Source organism: Xanthomonas sp. 3498, from assembly GCF_014199795.1.
GTDB lineage: Bacteria > Pseudomonadota > Gammaproteobacteria > Xanthomonadales > Xanthomonadaceae > Xanthomonas_A > Xanthomonas_A rydalmerensis.
In genome coordinates this window covers 424,653-445,084 of sequence record NZ_JACHOH010000001.1, presented here as the reverse complement: position 1 = coordinate 445,084, position 20,432 = coordinate 424,653, and the positions used below count along the sequence as shown (strand labels likewise).

16 protein-coding genes are annotated in these 20,432 nt (G+C 70.7%); 5 read left to right on the top strand and 11 right to left on the bottom strand.

Annotated elements, in window-relative coordinates:
- Nucleotides 1-56: 56 nt before the first annotated feature.
- Together egtD and egtB are read right to left on the bottom strand one after the other, a co-directional pair.
- Entirely contained in the window at nucleotides 57-1,040 is a 984-nt protein-coding gene (egtD, locus tag GGR66_RS01770) for an L-histidine N(alpha)-methyltransferase (RefSeq protein ID WP_184447001.1), read from the bottom strand.
- Nucleotides 1,037-2,326, bottom strand: coding sequence for an ergothioneine biosynthesis protein EgtB (egtB, locus tag GGR66_RS01765; protein WP_184447000.1), 1,290 nt, complete (start codon nucleotides 2,324-2,326; stop codon nucleotides 1,037-1,039). Before egtB ends, egtD begins: the two co-directional genes overlap by 4 nt.
- A gap of 70 nt (nucleotides 2,327-2,396) precedes the next feature.
- Here egtB and GGR66_RS01760 point away from each other — a divergent pair, with 70 nt between their 5' ends.
- Complete coding sequence (locus GGR66_RS01760) at nucleotides 2,397-3,605, top strand: aminotransferase class V-fold PLP-dependent enzyme (protein WP_184446999.1); 1,209 nt, start codon at nucleotides 2,397-2,399, stop codon at nucleotides 3,603-3,605.
- 241 nt (nucleotides 3,606-3,846) lie between these two features.
- Here the strand turns inward: GGR66_RS01760 and GGR66_RS01755 are convergent, their stop codons facing one another.
- The 4 genes from GGR66_RS01755 to GGR66_RS01740 form a co-directional block, all read right to left on the bottom strand.
- Nucleotides 3,847-5,304, bottom strand: coding sequence for a glycine betaine ABC transporter substrate-binding protein (locus tag GGR66_RS01755; protein ID WP_255421581.1), 1,458 nt, complete (start codon nucleotides 5,302-5,304; stop codon nucleotides 3,847-3,849).
- 41 nt (nucleotides 5,305-5,345) lie between these two features.
- Nucleotides 5,346-6,083 carry an ATP-binding cassette domain-containing protein gene (locus tag GGR66_RS01750; RefSeq protein WP_184446997.1) on the bottom strand — a complete coding sequence of 246 codons (738 nt, stop codon included), beginning with the start codon at nucleotides 6,081-6,083 and terminating at the stop codon, nucleotides 5,346-5,348.
- A gap of 44 nt (nucleotides 6,084-6,127) precedes the next feature.
- Nucleotides 6,128-7,078 carry a hypothetical protein gene (locus tag GGR66_RS01745; RefSeq protein WP_184446996.1) on the bottom strand — a complete coding sequence of 317 codons (951 nt, stop codon included), beginning with the start codon at nucleotides 7,076-7,078 and terminating at the stop codon, nucleotides 6,128-6,130.
- A gap of 324 nt (nucleotides 7,079-7,402) precedes the next feature.
- Complete coding sequence (locus tag GGR66_RS01740) at nucleotides 7,403-8,278, bottom strand: outer membrane protein assembly factor BamD (RefSeq protein ID WP_160970943.1); 876 nt, start codon at nucleotides 8,276-8,278, stop codon at nucleotides 7,403-7,405.
- 116 nt (nucleotides 8,279-8,394) lie between these two features.
- On the opposite strand from GGR66_RS01740, the gene rluD reads away from it, so the two are divergent.
- The 4 genes from rluD (at nucleotide 8,395) to GGR66_RS01720 (ending at nucleotide 11,245) form a co-directional block, all read left to right on the top strand.
- Complete coding sequence (gene rluD, locus GGR66_RS01735; RefSeq protein WP_184446995.1) at nucleotides 8,395-9,402, top strand: 23S rRNA pseudouridine(1911/1915/1917) synthase RluD; 1,008 nt, start codon at nucleotides 8,395-8,397, stop codon at nucleotides 9,400-9,402.
- A 112-nt stretch (nucleotides 9,403-9,514) separates the two neighbouring features.
- On the top strand, nucleotides 9,515-10,288 hold the full coding sequence (gene pgeF / locus GGR66_RS01730; RefSeq protein ID WP_184446994.1) for a peptidoglycan editing factor PgeF: 774 nt from the start codon (nucleotides 9,515-9,517) through the stop codon (nucleotides 10,286-10,288).
- Nucleotides 10,273-10,815, top strand: a complete 543-nt coding sequence (locus tag GGR66_RS01725; protein WP_184446993.1) for a DUF4166 domain-containing protein — start codon at nucleotides 10,273-10,275, stop codon at nucleotides 10,813-10,815. The genes pgeF and GGR66_RS01725 overlap by 16 nt, the downstream gene beginning before the upstream one ends.
- Nucleotides 10,802-11,245, top strand: a complete 444-nt coding sequence (locus GGR66_RS01720) for a thiol-disulfide oxidoreductase DCC family protein (protein ID WP_184446992.1) — start codon at nucleotides 10,802-10,804, stop codon at nucleotides 11,243-11,245. Before GGR66_RS01725 ends, GGR66_RS01720 begins: the two co-directional genes overlap by 14 nt.
- Nucleotides 11,246-11,264: 19 nt before the next feature.
- On the opposite strand, the gene GGR66_RS01715 is transcribed toward GGR66_RS01720, so the two are convergent.
- From GGR66_RS01715 to otsB, 5 genes are all read right to left on the bottom strand, one after another.
- Complete coding sequence (locus GGR66_RS01715) at nucleotides 11,265-13,121, bottom strand: methyl-accepting chemotaxis protein (protein ID WP_184446991.1); 1,857 nt, start codon at nucleotides 13,119-13,121, stop codon at nucleotides 11,265-11,267.
- 315 nt (nucleotides 13,122-13,436) lie between these two features.
- The gene (locus GGR66_RS01710) at nucleotides 13,437-15,869 is read right to left on the bottom strand and encodes a membrane-bound PQQ-dependent dehydrogenase, glucose/quinate/shikimate family (RefSeq protein ID WP_184447442.1); all 2,433 of its coding nucleotides are present in this window, start codon (nucleotides 15,867-15,869) and stop codon (nucleotides 13,437-13,439) included.
- A 355-nt stretch (nucleotides 15,870-16,224) separates the two neighbouring features.
- Entirely contained in the window at nucleotides 16,225-17,595 is a 1,371-nt protein-coding gene (otsA, locus tag GGR66_RS01705) for an alpha,alpha-trehalose-phosphate synthase (UDP-forming) (RefSeq protein ID WP_160970931.1), read from the bottom strand.
- Nucleotides 17,592-19,373 carry a glycoside hydrolase family 15 protein gene (locus tag GGR66_RS01700; protein WP_184446990.1) on the bottom strand — a complete coding sequence of 594 codons (1,782 nt, stop codon included), beginning with the start codon at nucleotides 19,371-19,373 and terminating at the stop codon, nucleotides 17,592-17,594. The genes otsA and GGR66_RS01700 overlap by 4 nt, the downstream gene beginning before the upstream one ends.
- Nucleotides 19,374-19,449: 76 nt before the next feature.
- Nucleotides 19,450-20,202: a trehalose-phosphatase gene (gene otsB / locus GGR66_RS01695; RefSeq protein ID WP_184446989.1), complete on the bottom strand. Its 753-nt coding sequence runs from the start codon at nucleotides 20,200-20,202 to the stop codon at nucleotides 19,450-19,452.
- Nucleotides 20,203-20,432: the final 230 nt, after the last annotated feature.

The window sequence follows — 20,432 nt, the reverse complement described above, 5'->3', positions numbered from 1 at the left end:
GCGCGCGCCGCGCTCGCTTTTGCGAATCCCCAATCCCGACTCCCCAATCCCCACCCTCACACCACCTGCAGCAGTCGCAACCCAAACGCATCGTCCTGCGCATTCCAGCCGTGGCTGACGCGCAGGCCGGCCTCGGCGGCCATCGCCGCGAAGCTCTGGTCGGTGTACTTGTGGCTGTACTCGACCTGCATCGCTTCGCCCTCGGCGAAATCGAAGCGCTGCCCGGCCACGGTCACCTGCTGTGCGCACTGGCTGACCAGGAAGGTCTCGATGCGTTCGCGCGCTTCCGAATACACCGCATGATGGCGGAACTGCGCCAGGTCGAAGTCGCTGCCGATCTCGCGGTTGAGGCGGCGCAGCAAGTTCAGGGTGAACGCGGCGGTGACGCCGGCGGCATCGTTGTAGGCCGCCTCCAGCAATGTGGTGTCTTTGACCAGGTCGATGCCGATCAGCGCACAGCCGTCCGCGCCCATGGTCTGGCGCATCGAGCGCAGCAGGGCGATGCCGTCCTCGCGGGTGAAGTTGCCCAGGGTCGAGCCGGGGAAGAACACCAGGGTACGGCGCGCCCCGCGCTGCGGCGCCGGCAGCGCCACCGGCGCGGTGAAGTCGGCGCACACCGGCAGCATCTGGATGTGCGGGAAGCGCTCGGCCAGCCGCGTGGTGCTGGACATCAGCATGTCGCGGGAAATTTCGATGGGCGTGTAGGCCACCGGCATGCGCAGGCCGTCCAGCAGCAACTGGGTCTTGCGGCCGCTGCCGCTGCCCAGCTCCACCACATGCGCGCCGGTGCCCACCGCCTGCGCGATCGACGGCATCCGCGCTTCCAGCAGATCCAGCTCGGTGCGGGTCAGGTAGTACTCGGGCTGGCGGGTGATCGCCTCGAACAGGCGCGAACCCTCGGCGTCGTAGAAATACTTGGACGGCAGCTGCTTGGGGCTGCACGACAGGCCGGCGATCGCGTCGGCGGCGATGTCGTCCGCCTGCGGATGCAGGTCGGTCAGGGCGGCTTCGGTCAGGGCACGGGCGGTTGCGGCATTCATGCGGAATCCTTGGCCAGGCGCACGCCGGCGAACTGCCACCGCGCATCGGAGGGGAAGAAGTTGCGGTAGCTGGCGCGGATGTGATCGTGCGGCGTGGCGCAACTGCCGCCGCGCAACACCCACTGCGCGTTCATGAACTTGCCGTTGTATTCGCCCAGCGTGCCCGACCATGGACGGAAGCCGGGGTAGGGTAGGTAGGCGCTGCCGGTCCATTCCCAGACATCGCCGAACAACTGCTGCAGGCCGGTATCGGCCGGCGCCGCCGGCTGAGGGTGCAGCGCATCGCTCTCGACGAAGTTGCCGGCGATGGCGACGCCGGTAGCGGCCTGTTCCCACTCCGCCTCGGTCGGCAGGCGCGCGCCGGCCCAGCGCGCGAAGGCGTCGGCCTCGAACAGGCTGAGATGGCACACCGGCGCATGCGGATCGCGTTCGCGCCAGCCGCCGAGGGTGAATTCGCGCACGCCATCGGCATGCCAGTACAGCGGGCGCTGCCAGTCCTCGGCGCAACGCTGCGCCCAGCCGTCGCTGAGCCACAGTCCGACCGTGCGATAGCCGCCATCGGCGATGAACTCGGCGTATTCGCCATTGCTCACCGGGCGGCTGGCCAGCGCGTGTGCCGGCACCAGCACGCGATGCCGCGGCGATTCGTTGTCGTAGGCGAAGGTCGTCTGCGCCGGCCAGGCGGCAGCCCCGATCTCGCTGATCTGTTCGTCGCGCTGCAGCCAGCGCAGCGGCGACACCGGCGCGTGCTGTGTCGCCAGGTCCGCGCGATACGCCGGACCCAGCGGATTGCGCCAGAACGCGTGCTTGATGTCGGTGAGCAGCAGTTCCTGGTGTTGCTGTTCGTGCTGCAGGCCCAGTTCCAGGATCTGCAGGGTCTGCGGCGCCAGGGTGCCGGCCTGCAACTGCGCCAGCACGCGGGTATCGATCTCGCTGCGATAGTCCAGCACCTGCGCCAGCGACGGCCGCGACAGCAGGCCGCGATGCGGCCGCGCATGCGCCGGGCCGATGCTCTGATAGTAGCTGTTGAACAGATAGTCCCACTGCGGATCGTGCGCGCGGTACGCCGGATCGGCGCCGAGCACGAAACGCTCGAAGAACCAGGTGGTGTGCGCCAGATGCCATTTGGCCGGGCTGGCGTCGTCCATGCTCTGCACCATCGCGTCTTCTTCGCTCAACGGCGCGGCGAGCTGACGGCTGCGCGCACGCACGCGACGCAGGCGGTCCGCCAGTGTCGCGACGGATGCGATGGGCGAGGGCGGTGACGCCGGAGAGATCGCTTGCATCGATGCAGTCTTAGCGCTACGGCGTGAACGGACCGTCACGCGTTGCGGACCACGGCGTTACCCTAGACACATGTCTACGACCGCCTCGCGCCATGCTGCCAGTCCGGCTTCTGCGGAAGAGCTGGTCGACCTCGATGCCGCGGCGGATGCGTTCGCGCTGCCGGCCGGCGTGCGCTACCTGGACACCGCCAGCAAGGGCCCGCGGCTGCACCGGGCGCTGGCCGCAGGGCAGGCGGCGCTGGCCGATTCGATTGCGCCGTGGACGCTGTCCTTCGATGCCTGGCGCGCGCAGATCGAAGACCTGCGCACGCTGGCCGCGGCCACGGTGTTCTCGGGCGACAGCGAGGGCGTGGCGATGGTGCCGTCGGCCGCGTACGGCCTGGCCATTGCGGCGCGACAGGTGCCGCTGGCGCCCGGCGATGCGGTACTGCTGCTCGATGGCCAGTTCCCATCGAATTTGCTGGCGTGGCAGCAACGCTGCGCCGAGAGCGGCGCATCCCTGGCGGTGGTGCGGCGTGCACCTGGGCAGGACTGGACCGCGGCGGTGCTGGCGACGCTGGACGCCCAGCCGCGCGTCCGCGTGGCGACCCTGCCCAACGCCTACTGGCGCGACGGCAGCTTGCTGGATCTGGACCGGATCGCGCCGCGTGTGCATGCGGCCGGCGCGATGCTGGTGCTGGACCTGAGCCAGAGCCTGGGCGTGCTGCCGGTGCGGCTGGATGCCTGGCGGCCGGATTTCGTGGTCTCGGTCGGGCACAAATGGCTGCTCGGACCGATGGGGCTGGCGTGGCTGTGGGCCTCGCCGCACTGGCGCGCGCATGGCGTTCCGTTCGAGCAGCACTGGCAGGCGCGCGATCCGGGCGGCGACTGGCAGTTTCCGGCCGAAGCGCCGCCGCCGTACCACAGCGGCGCGCGTCGCTTCGATGCCGGCGGTGTCGCCGATCCGCTGCGTCTGGCGATGGCCAGTGCCGCGCTGCAGCAGGTGCAGCAGTGGCAGCCGGCGCGCATCGCGCAGCGGCTCGGCGACCTTGGCGGGGCCTTCGACGCGGAATTGCAGGCGCTGGGCGCGGGCGACTGGACTGTGCCCGGGCACGCGCCGCACCTGTATGCGCTGCGTCCACCGGCGTCGGCGATGCCGGCGCTGCTGCCCTGGTTGCAGCAGGCGCACGTCATCTGCACGCATCGCCATGGTGCCCTGCGCATCGCGCCGTACCTGCAGCTGACGCCGGAGGCGATGCGTGGCCTGGCTCAGGAGATGGTGGCTGCGGCGCGTGCTTGAACGCACGTGCGTGCGTTCGTTGTCTATCTTCAGTTTCGATGGGGAAGGCAGTCGATTACCGGTCTGCATCGTCGATCCTGTTGGGTGCATGGCTTCGTTGGTCGCGGCTGAAGCCGCTCCTACGAGAAAGCGGCATGCACGCCGTAGGAGCGGCTTCAGCCGCGACCGCATGCGGTTGTGATGCGTTTCGTGCGGGCGCCGATGGCCGGCCGTACCTCATGCCCGCGGCGAGGCGCCTGGTTTACCGCCGCGCCGCCAGGCGTAACCCGCGCGGGATCAGCACCCGCTCCAGCAGCTCGAACAGGCCCTGTACCAGCAGCGCCAGCAGCGCGGCCGGCACCGCGCCTTCCAGGATCAGGCCGAGATCGTCCAGGCGGATGCCGGTGAGGATCGGCTGGCCGTAGCCACCGGCGCCGATCAGCGCGCCCAGGGTCGCGGTACCGACGTTGATCACCGCCGCGGTCTTGATGCCGGCGAGGATGGTGCGCAGCGCCAGCGGCAGTTCGATCCGCCACAGCCGGGTGCCCGGCGGCAGGCCGAGCGCGGCGGCGGTCTCGCGCAGTTCGCGGGCGATACCGGTGATGCCGGCATGGGTGTTGCGCACGATCGGCAGCAGGCTGTACAGGAACAGCGCGGCGATCGCCGGTTTGGCGCCGATGCCGAACAGCGGGATCATGAACACGAACACCGCCAGCGACGGCAGCGTCTGCAGCACGCCGGTCAGGGCCAGCACCGCCTGGCCGAGCCGTGGCCGGTGTGCCGCCAGAATACCCAGCGGCAGCGCCACCAGCAGGGCCAGGCCCAGCGACAGCCCGACCAGCGCCAGGTGCTCGCGGGTGCGTTGCAGCAGCCGCTGCAGGCGTCCGTCCTGGGCCGGCGCGGCGATGCCCAACCAGTGCGCGGCGATGGCGCTTTCGGCGCGCTTGTCGAGCTTGGCCTCGGCGTTGAGGCGCTGCATGGTCGCCGCGTCGATGCGTCCGCCCAGTCCCTGCAGCGCCTGCACGAAGCGCGGCGCGCGCTGCGCCAGGTCGGCGCGATACAGGAACACTGCGGCGTAGCGCGGGAAGTAATGCTTGTCGTCCTGCAGCACCAGCAGGCCGTGCGCCGGAATCTCGGCATCGGTGCTGTACAGGTCGGTGAGGTCGATCGCGCCGCTGTCGAGCGCGCGGTAGGCGAGGTCGTGGTCCAGGCCGGTGGGGGTCTGCGGCAGGCGGTAGGCGTCGCGCACGCCGGGCCAGCCGTCGGCACGCGAGACGAATTCGCTGCTCAGCCCGAATTTGAGCGTCGGATGCGCGGCGAGGTCGGACAGGCGTGCGATGCCCAGCGCCTGCGCGCGTTGCCGGCGCATGCCGAACGCATAGGTGTTGTCGAAGCCCAGCGGCGCGCTCATCGCCAGGCCGCGCTGCGCCAGCGCCTTGCGCAGCGCGGCGTCGTCGGCGCCCGGCATCTGCAGCAGCTCGGCGGCCAGGGTGCCGGTGTACTCGGCGTAGGCGTCGATCGAGCCCTGCTCCAGCGCACGCCAGAGGATGCGGGTGCCGCCGAGTTGGCGCCGGTGCTCGACCTCGACCCCGGCCTGGCGCCCGGCGCCGGCGGCGATCTCGCCCAGCACCACCGCTTCGGTGAAGTTCTTCGAGCCGACCACCACCTTGGTATCGGCGGCCGCGGCCGGCGCGCCCAGCAGGTTGGCCAGGCCGCCCAAGGCGACCAGCGCGATCTCGCGCCAGCGCGCGCCCGGCGACGTCACCGCGCATCCTCCAGGGTGCGCTGCGCCTGCAGGAACTGGCCGACGAAGGGATCGGCCGGCGTCTCCAGCAAGGTGCGTGCGCTGCCTTCCTGCAACACGCGGCCGCCGCGCATCAGCACCAGGGTATCGCCCAGGTAGGCGGCCTCGGCGACGTCGTGGGTCACCAGCACCACGGTCTTGCCGAGCAGCGCGAACAGTTCGCGCATCTGCGTCTGCAGCTCGTGGCGCACGATCGGGTCGAGCGCGCCCAGCGGTTCGTCCAGCAGCAGCACCGGCGGGTCCAGCAATAGCGCGCGGATCAGCCCAACGCGCTGGCGCTGGCCGCCGGACAGCTCGGCCGGGTAACGCGCCAGCAGCGCTTCCGGCAGGCGGCACAATTCGGCCAGCTCGTGCAGGCGCGCCGCGATGCGCGGCCGTGCCCAGCCCAGCGTGCGCGCCAGCAAGGCGGCGTTGTCGCGCGCGCTCAGGTGCGGGAACAGGCCGCCTTCCTGGATCACGTAGCCGATGCGCCGGCGCTGCGCCAGCAAGGTGGCGCGGCGCAGCGGTTCGCCCTGGAAGCGCACTTCGCCGGCGTCCGGCCATTCCAGCCCCAGCAGCAGGCGCAGCACGCTGGACTTGCCGGCGCCGCTGGGGCCGATCAACGCGGTGGTGCGGCCCGGGGCGATGCGCAGATCGACCCGGTCCAGTGCCAGCGTGTCGCCGTAGCGGCGGGTGACCCGATGCAGTTCGAACATCGCCGCAGCATAGCCGCAGGCGGCGACCACGCCGCGCGAAGACGTCAGCGGGCGGCGTCGGTCAGCAGGTCCAGAATCGGTTTCGGCCGGCTCAGGTCGTACATCAGGCCGAAATGGGCTTCCGCGCCCTGCTGGTCCGGCTGGTCGAGCAATTCGTAGAGATTGATCTCGGCGACCACGTCGGCGTAATCGCTGCGCAGTGTCTGCAGGAGGTCCGCCACGCTGTCGTAGCAGGCGCCGTCGCCGGGATGGCCGCCATCGGTGTTGCCGGTGTACACCTCGGCGCAGTTGAGTTCGTTGACGTACACCTTGGTGCCGTACTTCTGCGCGGCGGCGCGCAGTTGTCCGAGATACAGGTCCATCCAGTAGCCGCGTTCCCCGTGGAAGGCGTAGTAGTGGAAGCTGATGCGGTCGAAGTCGAAACCGGCCGCCTTGGCCTGGTCCAGGAACCACAGCGAGCCGTTGCGGTCGCCGGGGCAGCGCGCGTTGGCCGAGTGATCGTCGCTGTTGCAGGCGGTGATGTTGATGGTGAACTGCAGGCCGGCGCCGAGTTCGTCGGATGCCTGCTTCATGCCGCGGTACATCGTGGTCATCGCCGCGATCCGCGCCGGGGCGGCGGCACGGTCCAGATCCTGCTCGTTGCCGATCTCCCAGACCTTGATGTCGTTGGCGTAGCGGCGCGCCAGCGCGTAGCCGATCTCGCGCGACATCGGATACACCATCGGCCGCAGCGCGATGTTGTACTTGCGCGAGAGCTGCACCAACTGGTCGAGCACGGTGAAGTTGCGCGGGTCCACGTCGAACCGGTAGCTGCGCAGGTTGCGTTGGTCGAGCAGGCGGAACACCGCCTCGCTCTGGCTGAGCGGGTAGGCCTGGCGGCCGTCGTGGCCGTTGACCCCGTACACGATGGCCGGTGCCGCGGCGGCCGGAAGGGCGGCGGAGGCGAGAACGGCGGCGAACAACCACAGCAGCGGGCGCAGGATGGGCATGGGCATGGGTCCCAGCGGATCGGCACGGAGGAGGCGTGGAGGCAGCCTAGCAAGCGCGGCCGGCGGCGTCGGCACCAATTCCCGGGACTGCGGTGCGGGTCGCACTCCGCAGTGCCTGGTCTGGAAGCGCGCGCACACGGCTGTGCGCCCTGTGGCCAGGGCAGCCCTGCTGCGTAGGCACCGGCCTCTGTGCGCCCTGGCGCGTCGCCACAGTCTTCCGCGGCGGCCGAACACACGCGCCGACCAGTCGGCAGAGGTCCAATCGGCAGCCCTCAAACGCGACAGGGGCCTTGCGGCCCCTGTCGGTGTGCGTGTTGCCGGCGCGGTGGATCAGCGCTGCATCTGCGAGTTGGACTGTCCGGTGGCGGCGGACTTCTCGCCGGCGAACGGGTTGAGCTTACGGATCATCCACGGGTACTTCGGCCAGTTGCCGGTCAGCCACGGATGCTGCGGGTCGTTGAGCTCGAGCACGCGGCGCGCGTCGGCGGCCAGGGTCTTGTTGCCCAGGTGGGTGTAGGCATCGGCCAGCACCGCCACCGCGTCGTACTGGTACGCGCTCTGCGGGTAGGTCTCCAGCAGGTAGGTGGCGCGCGAGGCGGCCGACACCCAGGCGTCGCGGCGCAGGTAGTACAGCGCGTTGTCCAGCTCGTGCTGGGCGAACACGTTGCGCAGGGCGATCATGCGCTCGCGCGCATCGGCGGCGTAGCGGCTGTTCGGGTAGCGCTCGGCGACGGTGTTGAAGTCGGCATAGGCCTGCTGCGGGGTGGACAGGTCGCGGCGGCTGGCATCCAGCGACCACACCCGGCGCAGGAACACCGTGTCGCGGTTGGAGTTGGACAACCCGCGCAGGTAGTACATGTAGGCGATGTTGCGCTGGGTCGGGTAGGTGCGGATGAAGCGGTCGATGGTGGACACCGCGTCGTCGTGCTTGCCGGCCTTGTACTGGGCGTAGGCGCTCTCGATCATCGCCTGCTCGGTGTAGTTGCCGTACGGGTACTGCGCGATCAGCCGCTTGAAGCTGCTCTCGGCGCCGGCCCAGTTGCCGCTCTCCATCTGCGCATGCGCCTTCTGGTAGAGCTGCTCCACCGGCATCCCCTCTTCGGGGTTCTTCTTCTGACGGTGGCAACCCGTCGCCACGACCAGCGTGACCAGCAGCAGGGCGATGAAACGGACGTGCGCGGACAGCGGGACGGAGCGTCGGATCATGGGTTCGGGCGCGGCAGGGCAGGAATACGAAGGGGCGATGATAGCCTAGTGGCCTGTCCTGCGACTGACTATGGCCGCCGCGACCCCCTTTTTCCGACCCAAGCCGTGCCCCTGCCATGCCCCATACCCCCCCGGATCTCCCCGAGGACGCCGTCAGCGACGGCCCGCGCCAGGCGCGCGTCCCCGATCATGCCGCCGGCCGCCGCTTCGACGCGGTGCTGGCCGAACTGTTCCCCGAGTACTCGCGGTCGCGCCTGGCCGAGTGGATCAAATCCGGCGACGCCCTGCTGGACGGCGCCCCGGCGCGGCCGCGCGATGCGCTGCGCGGCGGCGAGATCGCCAGTCTGCACGCGGTGCTGGACACCCAGACCCACGCCCTGCCCGAGGACATCCCGCTGGAGGTGCTGTACGAGGACGACCAGGTCATCGTGCTGAACAAGCCGGCCGGGCTGGTGGTGCATCCGGGCGCCGGCAACCCCAGCGGCACCCTGGTCAACGCCTTGCTGTACCGCGATCCGGGGCTGTCGGCGCTGCCGCGCGCCGGCATCGTGCACCGCCTGGACAAGGACACCAGCGGCGCCATGGTGGTGGCGCGGACCCTGCAGGCGCACACCTCGCTGGTGGCGCAGCTGTCCGCGCGCGATGTGCACCGGCAATACCTGGCGGTGGTGGTCGGGGCGCTGGTCTCCGGCGGCACCGCCAACGCGCCGATCGACCGCCATCCGCGCGACCGCCTGCGCATGGCGGTGCGCGAGGACGGCCGCGACGCGGTCACCCACTACCGGCTGCGCGAGCGCTTCCGTGCCCACACGGCCCTGGAATGCCGCCTGGAGACCGGCCGCACCCACCAGATCCGCGTGCACATGGCGCACCTGAAGCACCCCATCGTCGGCGACCCGCTGTACGGCGGCCCGTTGAAGCTGCCCAAGGGCGCCAGCGAGGAGCTGATCGGCGAGCTGCGCGGCTTCAAGCGCCAAGCACTGCATGCCGAGACCCTGGAGTTCAAGCATCCGTCGAGCGGCGAGCCGGTGCGCGCCACCGCGGCGGTGCCGGCCGACCTGCAGCAGTTGATGGCCTCCTTGCGTGCGGATGTGCAGGCGGCCGCCGAGCGGACGCGGCGCTGAGCATGGCCAGGTCGCCCGTCTCCCGTGCCCTGCTGGCCTGCGGTCCGGCCCTGGCGCATGGACGGCCGGTCCGCGGCGACGCGGCAGCCGCTGCCGGCCGAGCGTGCCGCCGATGACCGACTTCGCCCTGCACGCCGACTGGCCGGCCCCGCCGCGCGTACGCGCCCTGACCACGCTGCGCCACGGCGCCGGCGTCTCGCGGCCGCCGTTCGACCATTTCAATCTTGGCAACCGCAGCGCCGCCGACGGCGACGACCCGGCCACGGTGCAGCGCAACCGCGACGAGCTGGCGGATCGGCTGACGCTGCCGACGCCGCCGCATTGGCTGCGCCAGGTGCACGGCGTGCAGGTGCTGCGCTTCGACGGGCCGCCGCATGGTACCGGCATCGACGCCGAGCCGACCGCCGATGCCGCAGTCACCGCCGAAGCGGGCGTGGTGCTGGCGATCCTGACCGCCGACTGCCTGCCGGTGGTGTTCGCTGCGCGCGATGGCAGCGAGGTCGGTGCCGCGCACGCCGGCTGGCAGGGGCTGGCCGGCGGCGTGCTGGAGGCCACCGTGGCCGCGCTGCGCACGCCGGCGGCACACCTGCAGGCCTGGCTGGGCCCGGCGGCCGGACCGCAGCATTACGAGATCGGCAGCGAGGTGCGCGAGGCGTTCCTGCGCCACGATCCGGCTGCCGCCGCGGCGTTCGTGGACACCCGGCCCGGACACTGGCGGGTGGACCTGTACGCGCTGGCGCGGCAGCGCCTGGTCGCGGCCGGCATGGCGCCGGAGCAGATCCACGGCGGCGGCCTGTGCACCATCGCCGATGCGCAGCGCTTCTACTCCTATCGGCGCGACCGCCGCAGCGGGCGCATGGCGACCCTGGCGTGGATCGCGCCCTGACCCCGCCGCTGTTCGCGCAGCTGCTGGGGCCGGCGTTCGCGCAGTTGCCGCCGGTGCTGCGCGCGCTGCACACCCCGTCGTCGCAGTCGCGCTATGTCGGTCAGGCCGTGGTGCAGCGCGGCCGGCATCCGTTGCTGCCGCTGTGCGCGTGGCTGGTACGGCTGCCGCGCACCGGGCCGGCGACGCCGGTGGAGGTGGTGTTCCGCGCCGATGCGCACGGCGAGCGCTGGGAGCGCCGCTTCGGCACGCATGCCATGCCCTCGCGGCTGTGGCTGCACCGTGGCCGACTGCGCGAGCGCCTGGGTGCGGTGGTCTTCGAATTCGCCTTGCGGATCGACGGCGCCGGCATCGAATGGCGCGCGGCGCGGGCCTGGGCCTTCGGCGTGCTGCCGCTGCCACGGCGCTGGCTGGCCGGCGTGCACTGCCGCGAAGACCAGCGCGACGGCCGCTATGCGTTCGTGATCGCGGTGACCCTGCCGTGGATCGGGCCGTTCATCCGCTACGAGGGCTGGCTTGCGCCGGCCTGAGCCGCCGCCGGTCGCGACGCCCACGGCGCCGGAGGACGCGGCCATCGTCGTGTTCGACGGGGTGTGTGCGCTGTGCAGCCGCTGGGTGCGGTTCCTGTTGCGCCATGACCGCCGCGGCCGCTACCGCTTTGCGGCGATGCAGTCGCCGCGCGGCAGCGCCTTGTTGCGCGAACACGGGCTGGATCCGGCCGATCCGCTGTCGTTTCTGCTGCTGACCCGGCATGGCGCATTGACCGATTCGGACGCGGCGATCGCGGTGATCGCCGGGCTCGGTGGGGTGTGGCGCAGCGTCTCGGTGCTGCGTCTGCTGCCGCGGCGCTGGCGCGACATCGGCTATCGGGTGCTGGCGCGCAACCGGCATCGCTGGTTCGGCACCACCGCGCAGTGTTTCCTGCCGGAGCCGGCGCAGCGGTCGCGGTTTCTGGACTGAGCGCGGCGCGCCGCCCGACTCAGCCGCTGCCGCGCGCGAACGGCACCACCTTGCCGTCGGTACCGCCGGCGCGGCCGCTGTCGAGGCGGAACACGCCGACCGCGGCGGCCAGGCCGCCAGCCTGTTCCTCCATGCTGCGCGCGGCGGCGGTGGCTTCCTCGACCAGGGCGGCATTGCGCTGGGTCACTTCGTCCAGCTGCGCCACGGTGCGGTTGACCTGTTCGATGCCGCTGGACTGCTCGCCGCTGGCGGCGCTGATCTCGCCGATCAGGCCGGTCACGCGCTGCACCGAGCCGACGATCTCGTGCATGGTGGCGCCGGCGCGGTTGACCAGCGCCGCGCCTTCGCCGACGGTGCGCGTCGATGCCTCGATCAGGTCCTTGATCTCCTTGGCCGCGTCGGCCGAGCGTTGCGCCAGCGAGCGCACTTCCGCGGCGACCACGGCGAAGCCGCGGCCCTGTTCGCCGGCGCGCGCCGCCTCCACCGCGGCGTTGAGCGCCAGGATGTTGGTCTGGAAGGCGATGCCGTCGATCACGCCGATGATCTCGCCGATGCGCTGCGAGGAGGCGCTGATCGCGCGCATCGTCGCCACCACCTCGTCCATCACCTGGCCGCCGGAACGGGCGACCTCGCCGGTGTTCTGCACCAGGCCGTTGGCCTGCTGCGCGTTGTCGGCGTTCTGCTTCACCGCCGAGGTCAGTTCCTCCATCGAACTGGCGGTCTCTTCCAGGCTCGCCGCCTGCTGTTCGGTGCGATCGGACAGGTCGGTGTTGCCCGCGGCGATCTCGGAGGCGGCGCGGCGTATGGTCTCGGCCGCGTCCTGGATGCCGACGATGATCTCGGTGAGCTTGGCGACGGTGCGGTTGGTGTCATCGCGCAACCGTGCGAACACGCCCTGCGCCTGGCCGTCGACGCGGTGGGTAAGGTCGCCCTCGGCCAGCGCCGTCAGCGCCCCGGCCAGTTCCGCCAGGTTGCGCTCCACCGCGTCGGCGATGCGGTTGACGCCTTCGGCCAGCGACTTGAGCACCCCGTCCATCGCCGCGGTGTCGATGCGCTGACTGAAATCGCCACGCGCGGCGGCCTCGATCACCGTGGCCAGCGCCTGTTCGGCGGCGACCTGTGCGGTCACTTCCTCCCATTGCGCGATGGTGCCCAGGCGGCGGCCGTCGGCGCCGTTGATCGGGCTGTACACGAAATCGATCTGGCGGCCGAAGAACGGCGCACGCACGCGCTTGGAGCCGGTCAGCGCGCGCATGCGGTCGATCGCCGCCTGGCTGTCCGGGTAGATGTCGCCGATGCTGCCGCCGACGAACTGTTCGGCACGAAATTCCGGGCGGAAGCGCTGCACGTCCGGCTCGATGGTGCGCAGCATCTGCAGCAGCTTGCGGTTGGCGAAATGCACGCGGCCATCGTCGTCGGCGATGCGTACCATGGTGTCGAGATCGTCCAGCGCCTGGATGACGAAGCGGCCATGCTGCAGTTCCGCTTCGGTCTGCGCCTGGCGCGCGGCCAGCGCCTGCTGCGCGTGCTGCACCGCGCGCAACAGCGCCACCTCGGCGGCGTCGCCGGTCAGGTCCACGCGCTGCTCGAAGCGGCCTTCGCCGAGCGCCTGCAGCGCCTGCGTGGCCCGCTCCAGCGAGCGCGGCGCGCTGCGCCTGCCGGCCCAGGCCAGCGTCGCCGCCACGGCTGCGGCCCCCAGCAGTGCCGGAAGCAAGCGCGGTAGCGCCGATCCGGTGGGCCCGGCCGTGCGACCCACATGTACGGCATAGCCGGCCAGCGCCAGCAGCACCAGGACATGGGCGAGGGCGAGCAGCGCCGAATGCTGGCGCAGCCAGGAAGGGGAGGTCGGGCGGAGAGCGGCAGATGGCGAGGGCATGGTGTGCACCGGTTGGGAAACAACGGGCAACGCCGCGGGGGCGACGCGATCTCGCGGGGGTACACCCAGTATCGGCGCATCGCCAGGCGTGCTTGATCGCAGGCGCCTGCCGTTCGTCGGAAACTTCACATGGCCTGGACACCCGTCGCCCGCTGGGCAAGGTGTCATGGTGTGCTGCGTTGCAGCAGGATGGGCGCCGCGGGCGGACGTGCGGTCGGCCAGGCGGGCGCGCCGGCCCAGCCATGGCCGGGCAGGCCGTCATCGCCACCGGCCGCATCTGCGCGGCCGGTGGCGGGGTGGTACGGCGCGGGCCGCTTACTTCGCCGGCGTCGCCGCGTCGGGCAAGGTCCAGGCGATCACGCTGTCGCCGGCCTTGGTGTCCATGCGGTCGTGGCCGCCGATCGCGGCGACGATGTACTGCTTGCCACCGACGGTGTAGCTCAGCGGCGCGGCCTGCGGACCGGCCGGCACGCGCACTTCCCACAGCAGCTTGCCGGTCTGGGTGTCGTAGCCGCGCAGGAAGTCGTCCAGCGCCGCGCCGATGAAGGTCACGCCGCCGGCGGTGGCCAGCGAGCCGCTGTTGTTGGGCGTGCCCAGTTCGAACTTCATCTTCGACGGAATGCCCATCGGGCCCTGGTCGTAGCCGGTGCCCAGCGGACGCCGCCAGATCACCTGCTGGGTGCGCAGGTCCACGCCGGAGATATAGCCCCACGGCGGCGCCACGCACGGGGTGTTCAGCGGCGACATCCACGGCTCCTTGCGTGCGCCGTACGGCAGGCCTTCCTGGGCCATGTAGCCGGGCGTCTTGCTCTTGCCGTTGAACACCGACACCACGCCCAGCGCCTGCATTTCCTGGCGCGGATACACGTGTTCGGTGTAGGGCAGGCGATTGCTGTTCATCACCATGATGCCGCGCTGCAGGTCCACCGACACGCCGCCCCAGTTGATGCCGCCGTGGTTGCCGGTGAAGGCCAGCGAGCCGCCCAGGCTGGGCGGGGTGAACATGCCCTCGTAGCGCAGCCGCTTGAACTGGATGCGGCATACCAGTTGGTCAAACGGGGTGATGCCCCAGGCGTCGGATTCGACGAGGGTCTCGTAGTCCTTGCTCGGCGCGCCGACGGTGTTGGGCATGCCCGGCGACACCGGCTGGGTCTTGGCGGTCCAGTCGCCGTGGTCGGTGCCCTGCGGCACCGGGAGCTGCTGCACGGGCATGATCGGCGCGCCGGTTTCGCGGTCGAGCACGAACACCTGGCCGGACTTGGTGGCCTGGATCACCGCCGGGCGGGTGCCGCCGCCGGGGACCGGGAAATCCACCAGGTTCGGCTGCGGGCCGATGTCGTAGTCCCACAGGTCGTGGTTGATGGTGCGGAAATGCCAGCGCTCCTTGCCGGTGGCCGCATCCAGCGCGACCAGCGAGGCGGTGTACTCCTCTTCCTGCGGCGTGCGCTGCTTGCCGAAGAAATCGCCGGAGGCGTTGCCGGTGGGCAGATAGACCAGGCCCAACTGGTCGTCGGCGGCCATCAGCGACCACACGTTCGGGGTCGAGCGGGTGTAGGTCTGGCCGGCCGGTGGCGCCGCGTCGATTGCCGGATTGCCGAGGTCCCAGGCCCAGCGCAGCTGCCCGCTGATCGCGTCGAAGGCGCGCACCACGCCGGACGGCGCGTCGCGTTCCTGGCCGTCGCGGATCTGCCCGGTGGGCTGGATCACCACGCCGCGCATCACCACCGGCGGCGAGGTGGGGCCGACGAAGCCGGGCTTGGTGTTGCCGGTGTCCTTGTTCAGATCGACGTAGCCGTGCGTGCCGAAGCTATCGCACAGCTTGCCGGTGAGTGCGTCGAGCGCGCCCAGGCGGCCATCCACCATCGGCCAGAAGATGCGCTTGGCGCATTCGGCGACCGGCGTGGGCGCCTCGAAGTAGGACACGCCGCGGCAGGTGGTGGCGGCGACGCCGGCCATGGCCTTCGGATTGGTCTGCGGATCGAAGCGCCAGCGCTCCTTGCCGGTGGTGGCCTCGACCGCGATCACCTTCTGCGTGGGCGTGCAGATGTAGACCAGGTCGCCGACCTTCAGCGGGGTGTTCTGGAACGCATAGCCGAGCTTGGAGCCGGCCGGCTTGAGGTCGCCGGTGTGGAATTCCCAGGCGACCTTCAGATCCTTGACGTTGTCCGGAGTGATCTGTGCGCCGGGGCTGTAGTGGTTGGACAGGTTGGACCCGGCATAGGCGGTCCAGTTGCCCGCATCGTGGTTGCCGGCGACGTTGCCATCGGGGCTGTTCACCGTGGCGCGGCTGAAGGCGGCCTGCGGGCGCTGCGCGGCGAGGCTGGGATCGGCCAGTTCCACCGTGCGCGGGAACAGCAGCGGCGCGAACACCAGGGCCGCGCCCAGCACCGGCAGCACGCCGGCGACCAGCAGATAGCCGATGCCGGAGACGGGCGCCAGACGCCAGCGTGCGACCTTCCAGAACGGCAACAGCAGCAGGCCGAGCACCGAGATCATCGCCAGGCGCGGGATCAGCGCCCAGCCGTCCAGGCCGACCTCGGCCAGGGCCCAGGCGATGGTCGCGGCCAGGGTCACGCCGAACAGCCACAGGCCGACGCGGCGGCCGAGCGCGAGCAGCAAGCCGGACACGGCGAGTGCCACGCCGGCGAGCAGGTAGTACCAGGAGCCGCCGACGGCGACGAGTTGCCCGCCCATGACGGCGAGCGCGACGCCGATCACGGCGATGAGGACGGCGTAGCCGGCGAACAGCCAGCGACCGGGTCCGTGTGGGGAGGAAGAAGCAGTCATGAGCGAAACATCCGACGAGGATCCCTGGCGCGTGGCGCGAATGGCAGCGGTGCAGGCGGATCGTGGGGGGAGAGGCGAGGGCGGGGCCGCGAGGACGGCGCGCATCGCAAGGCAGCGACCGCGCCGCTGCGTTCTCGGAAAGCATGGAACCGGCGCGGCGCGTGGGGCCTATTTTAGGCTGCGCAGGTCGTCGGGCCGTGATGGCACGCGGAACACTGCGTCATGCGGCGCCGTGGTGGACGCCGCATGGCGATATCTTGAGGGGAGCGCGCGGCGCGCAGGGGCCGGCCGCGCGGCGTGCGAAAGCGCGCCGCCGCTAACGCAGGCTTTCCAGCGCCTGCAGATAGCGCTGGCGCCAGGCATTGATGTCGTGCTTGCGCAGGTGGTCCATCATCGCCTGCCAACGTTCGATGCGCTTGGCCTTGGGCAACGAGGCGCCGGTGGCGATGGCGTCGGCGACGCCGTCCAGGTCGTGCGGATTGACCAGCAGCGCTTCCTTCAGTTCGTCGGCGGCGCCGGCCAGCAGCGACAGCACCAGCACGCCGGGATTCTCCGGATCCTGTGCGGCCACGTACTCCTTGGCCACCAGGTTCATGCCGTCGCGCAGCGGCGTCACCAGGCCGACCTGCGCGGCGCGGTAGAAGCCGGTCAGGGTGGCGTGGGTGAAGTTGCGGTTGACGTAGCGCAGCGGGGTCCAGTCCGGCTCGGCATGCCCGCCGTTGATGTGCCCGGCGATCTGTTCGAGCTGGTTGCGCAGCTGCTTGTATTCGGTGACGTCGCCGCGCGAGACCGGGGCGATCTGCAGGTAGGTGAGGCTGCCGCGCTGGTCGGCATGCCGTTCCAGGTAGCGTTCGAAGCCGAGGAAACGTTCCGGCAGGCCCTTGGAGTAGTCCAGCCGGTCCACGCCGATCGCCAGCTGGCGATCGCGCAGACTGTTGCGCAAATCGCGTACCGCCGGCTTGCTCACTGCCGCGCGCGCCTGCTGCGCGATCAGGTTGGTGTCGATGCCGATCGGGAACATCGCGGCGCGGAAGCGGCGGCCGCCCGGGGCTTCCAGCACGCCGTCCTTGATCACCTTGCCGCCGCCGAACAGGCGCACGTAGGCCTGGAAACGGTCGACGTCGCGGCGGGTCTGGAAGCCGATCAGGTCGTAGGCGTAGAAGCCGGAGAACAGCCGTGCGTGGTCCGGCAGCGCCTGGATCAGGTCGGCCGAAGGGAACGGCACGTGCAGGAAGAACCCGATGCGGCAGCCGATGCCGCGTTCGCGCAGCAGCGAGGCCAGCGGAATCAGGTGATAGTCGTGGATCCACACCGTGTCGTCCTCGCGCAGCATCGGCGCGAGCTTGTCGGCGAACATGGCGTTGACCCGGCGGTAGCCTTCGCGCGTGGCGCGGTCGTAGTCGACCAGGTCCAGGCGGAAGTGCAGCAGCGGCCACAGCGTGCGGTTGGCGAAGCCGTTGTAGTACGCGTCCAGGTCGGCGCGATTCAGGTCCATGGTGACGAAGCGGATGTCGCCCTGGGTCTGCTCGTGCATGGCGCCGCTGTCGCCGCGCACGGTCTTGCCGCTCCAGCCGAACCACACGCCGCCGCGCTCCTTCAGCGCCGCCAGCAAGCCCACCGCCAAGCCGCCGGCACGGTTCTCGCCGGGCAAGGCCACACGGTTGGATACCACCACCAATCTGCTCATGATGCCTCCTGCCAACTGCGTGACAAGCGCATGGCGGCGATGATCAGGCCGACATGCGAATAGGTCTGCGGGAAATTGCCCCAGGCTTCGCCGTTGTCGAAGGCCAGATCCTCCGACAGCAGGCCCAGGTGATTGCGCCGGGCGAGGATGCGCTCGAACAGCTCGCGCGCTTCCTCCTTGCGGCCGATCGCGGCCAGGGCGTCGATGTACCAGAACGTGCAGATGGTGAAGCTGGTCTCCGGTTCGCCGAAATCGTCCGGCGCCACGTAGCGGTACAGCGCATCGCCATGCTTGAGGTCGCGGCCGATCGCCTCGACGGTGGCGATGAAGCGCGGATCGTCCGGGGCGATGAAGCCGATGTCCGCCAGCAACAGCAGCGAGGCGTCCAGCCGGTGGCCGTTGAAGGTGTCGGTGAAGTGCCCCAGCTCCGCGTTCCAGGCCTCGGCCAGCACGCGCGCGTGGATGCGGTCGGCGCGGTCGCGCCAGTGCGCCACGCGCTCGTCCAGGCCCAGCCGTGCGGCGATCTTGGCCAGGCGGTCGCAGGCGGCCCAGCACATCGCGCTGGTGTAGGTGTGCACCTCGGCGCGGCCGCGGAATTCCCACAGGCCGGCGTCGGGCACGTCGTGCAGTTCGAACGCGCGCTCGCCCAGCGGTTCCAGGCGCAGGAAGGTGTGGGTATCGCCGGGATCCTTCAGGCGCAGGTCGAAGAACAGCTGGGTGGAGGCCAGCACCACGCTGCCGTACACGTCGTGCTGCTTCTGGATCCAGGCCAGGTTGCCGCGCCGCACCGGGCCCATGCCGCGGTAGCCGGCCAGCGACTCGACCTCGTGTTCTTCCAGCGCCGCTTCGAAGCCGATGCCGTACAGCGGCTGCAGGCTGCCGTCGGTAGTGGCGATGTTGAAGATGTAGCCGAGGAACTGCTCCATGGTGCGGGTGGCGCCGAGCCGGTTCAGCGCGCGCACCACGAAGGCGGCATCGCGCAGCCAGCAGTAGCGGTAGTCCCAGTTGCGCGGGGTGTCCGGCGCTTCCGGGATGGAGGTGGTCATCGCCGCGATGATCGCGCCGCTGTCCTCGTACTGGCACAGCTTCAGGGTGATCGCGCTGCGGATCACCGCGTCCTGCCAGTCCAGCGGCACCGACAGGTAACGCACCCACTCGCGCCAGTATTCCTCGGTGCGTTCCTGCGCTTCCTGGATGTAGCCGGTCAGCGAGCGGGTCAGCGATTCGTCCACGCCCAGCATCAGGTTGACCGGGTGGTTGAGCACGAACGGCAGCTCGTCGCGGATGAAGCGCACCGGCACGTCGGTGGTCAGGCGCAGGGTGAAGTCCGGCAGCAGCCAGCGCACGTGATTGCTGCCCCAGGTGCGCTCCGGCTGGCGCGCGCCCCAGTCGGCCAGCGGCCTGGCCAGCACGCGGATGCGCGGGTTGCCGGCCAGCGGCCGCACCTGGCGGATGATGCTGACCGGGCGGTAGAAGCGGCCGTGGTTGCGCCAGCGCGGCGCGAAGTCGATCACCTCCACCGCGCCGCCATGGGCGTCGCGCAGCACCGTGCGCAGGATCGCGGTGTTGGCCAGGTAGTGTTGGTCGCTGTCGACGAAATCTTCCAGCTCGATGCTGAAGTCGCCGCCGGGATGCGCACGCGGGGAGAGCAGGGCGCAGAACGCCGGATCGCCGTCGAAGGCCGGCAGGCAGCTCCACACCACGCTGGCCCGTTTGTCGATCAGGGCGCCGAAGCTGCCGTTGCCGATGACGCCGAGGTCGAGATTGGGGGAACTCATGGAGCGGACGGGTCCTTGTGCGGAAGCAGTGGGGGAAGCGGCCACGGGGCGCAGGCGGGCGGGCGCGGTGGCGCCCTCATCCAGCGTTATCGCGCAGCCAGGCGTGTACGCCGCGTGGATCGGGCAGCGCATAGGTGGCGACGCTGTCGGCGCGGGTGCCGACCAGCACGCTCCAGCCGCCGGCCTGGTTGGCCGCGGCGAAGCCGAATTCGTCGGTGAGATCGTCGCCGACGAACACCGGGCGGCGCCCGCGGAACGGCGGCTGCTGCAGTAGCGTGGTCAGCGCCACGCCCTTGTCGCTGCCCTCGGGCACGAACTCGACCACGTGGTCGCCGGGCTGCAGGCGGTAGCCGGGCAGGTCGGCGATCTGTTCGTGCGCGAACGCCAGCACCGCGTCGGCCGCGCTCGGTGCCGCACGCCAATGCAGCGCCATGCTGGCGCCCTTGTCTTCGACCAGCACGCCCGGATGCGCCTGGCGCAGGTGTGCGGCGCGCGCATGCAGCGCATGGAGAAACGCCGAGGTATCGGCGGGCATCGCCGCTTGCGCGTCGGCGTCGCTGCGCAACTCGTGGCCGTGCAGGCCGGCGGCGGGCAGCCGCAGCGGTGCGAACAAGGCGTCGAGCTGGGTCAGCGGACGTCCGCTGACCAGCGCCACCGCGCCGCCGAGGCGCTGGTGCAGGCGGCCGATCGCCTCGCGGACCTCGGGCAGCAACTGCACCTGGTCGGGGCGTTCGGCAAAGGCGATGAGGGTGCCGTCCACGTCCAGGAACAATGCGCAGGCATCGTCCAGACGCGGCGGCGGCGGTCGGAGGGGGAGCGCGTCTGCCATCGCCCCATGATGGGGTAACGGGCGTTAGCGTCAGGTGGATTGGGGGCGGGGATTCGGGAGTGGGGATTGGGGATTCGCAACAGCGGGCGCCCAGCGGCTGCGGCTGTCTGCAGATGCCGGGATTGGGAGTGGAGATTCGTGCTTGGTTAGCGCTCCACGAGTGCCGACGCGCCGCTTTTACGAATCCCCAATCCCCACTCCCGAATCCCGGCTGTTTTTACGAATCCCCA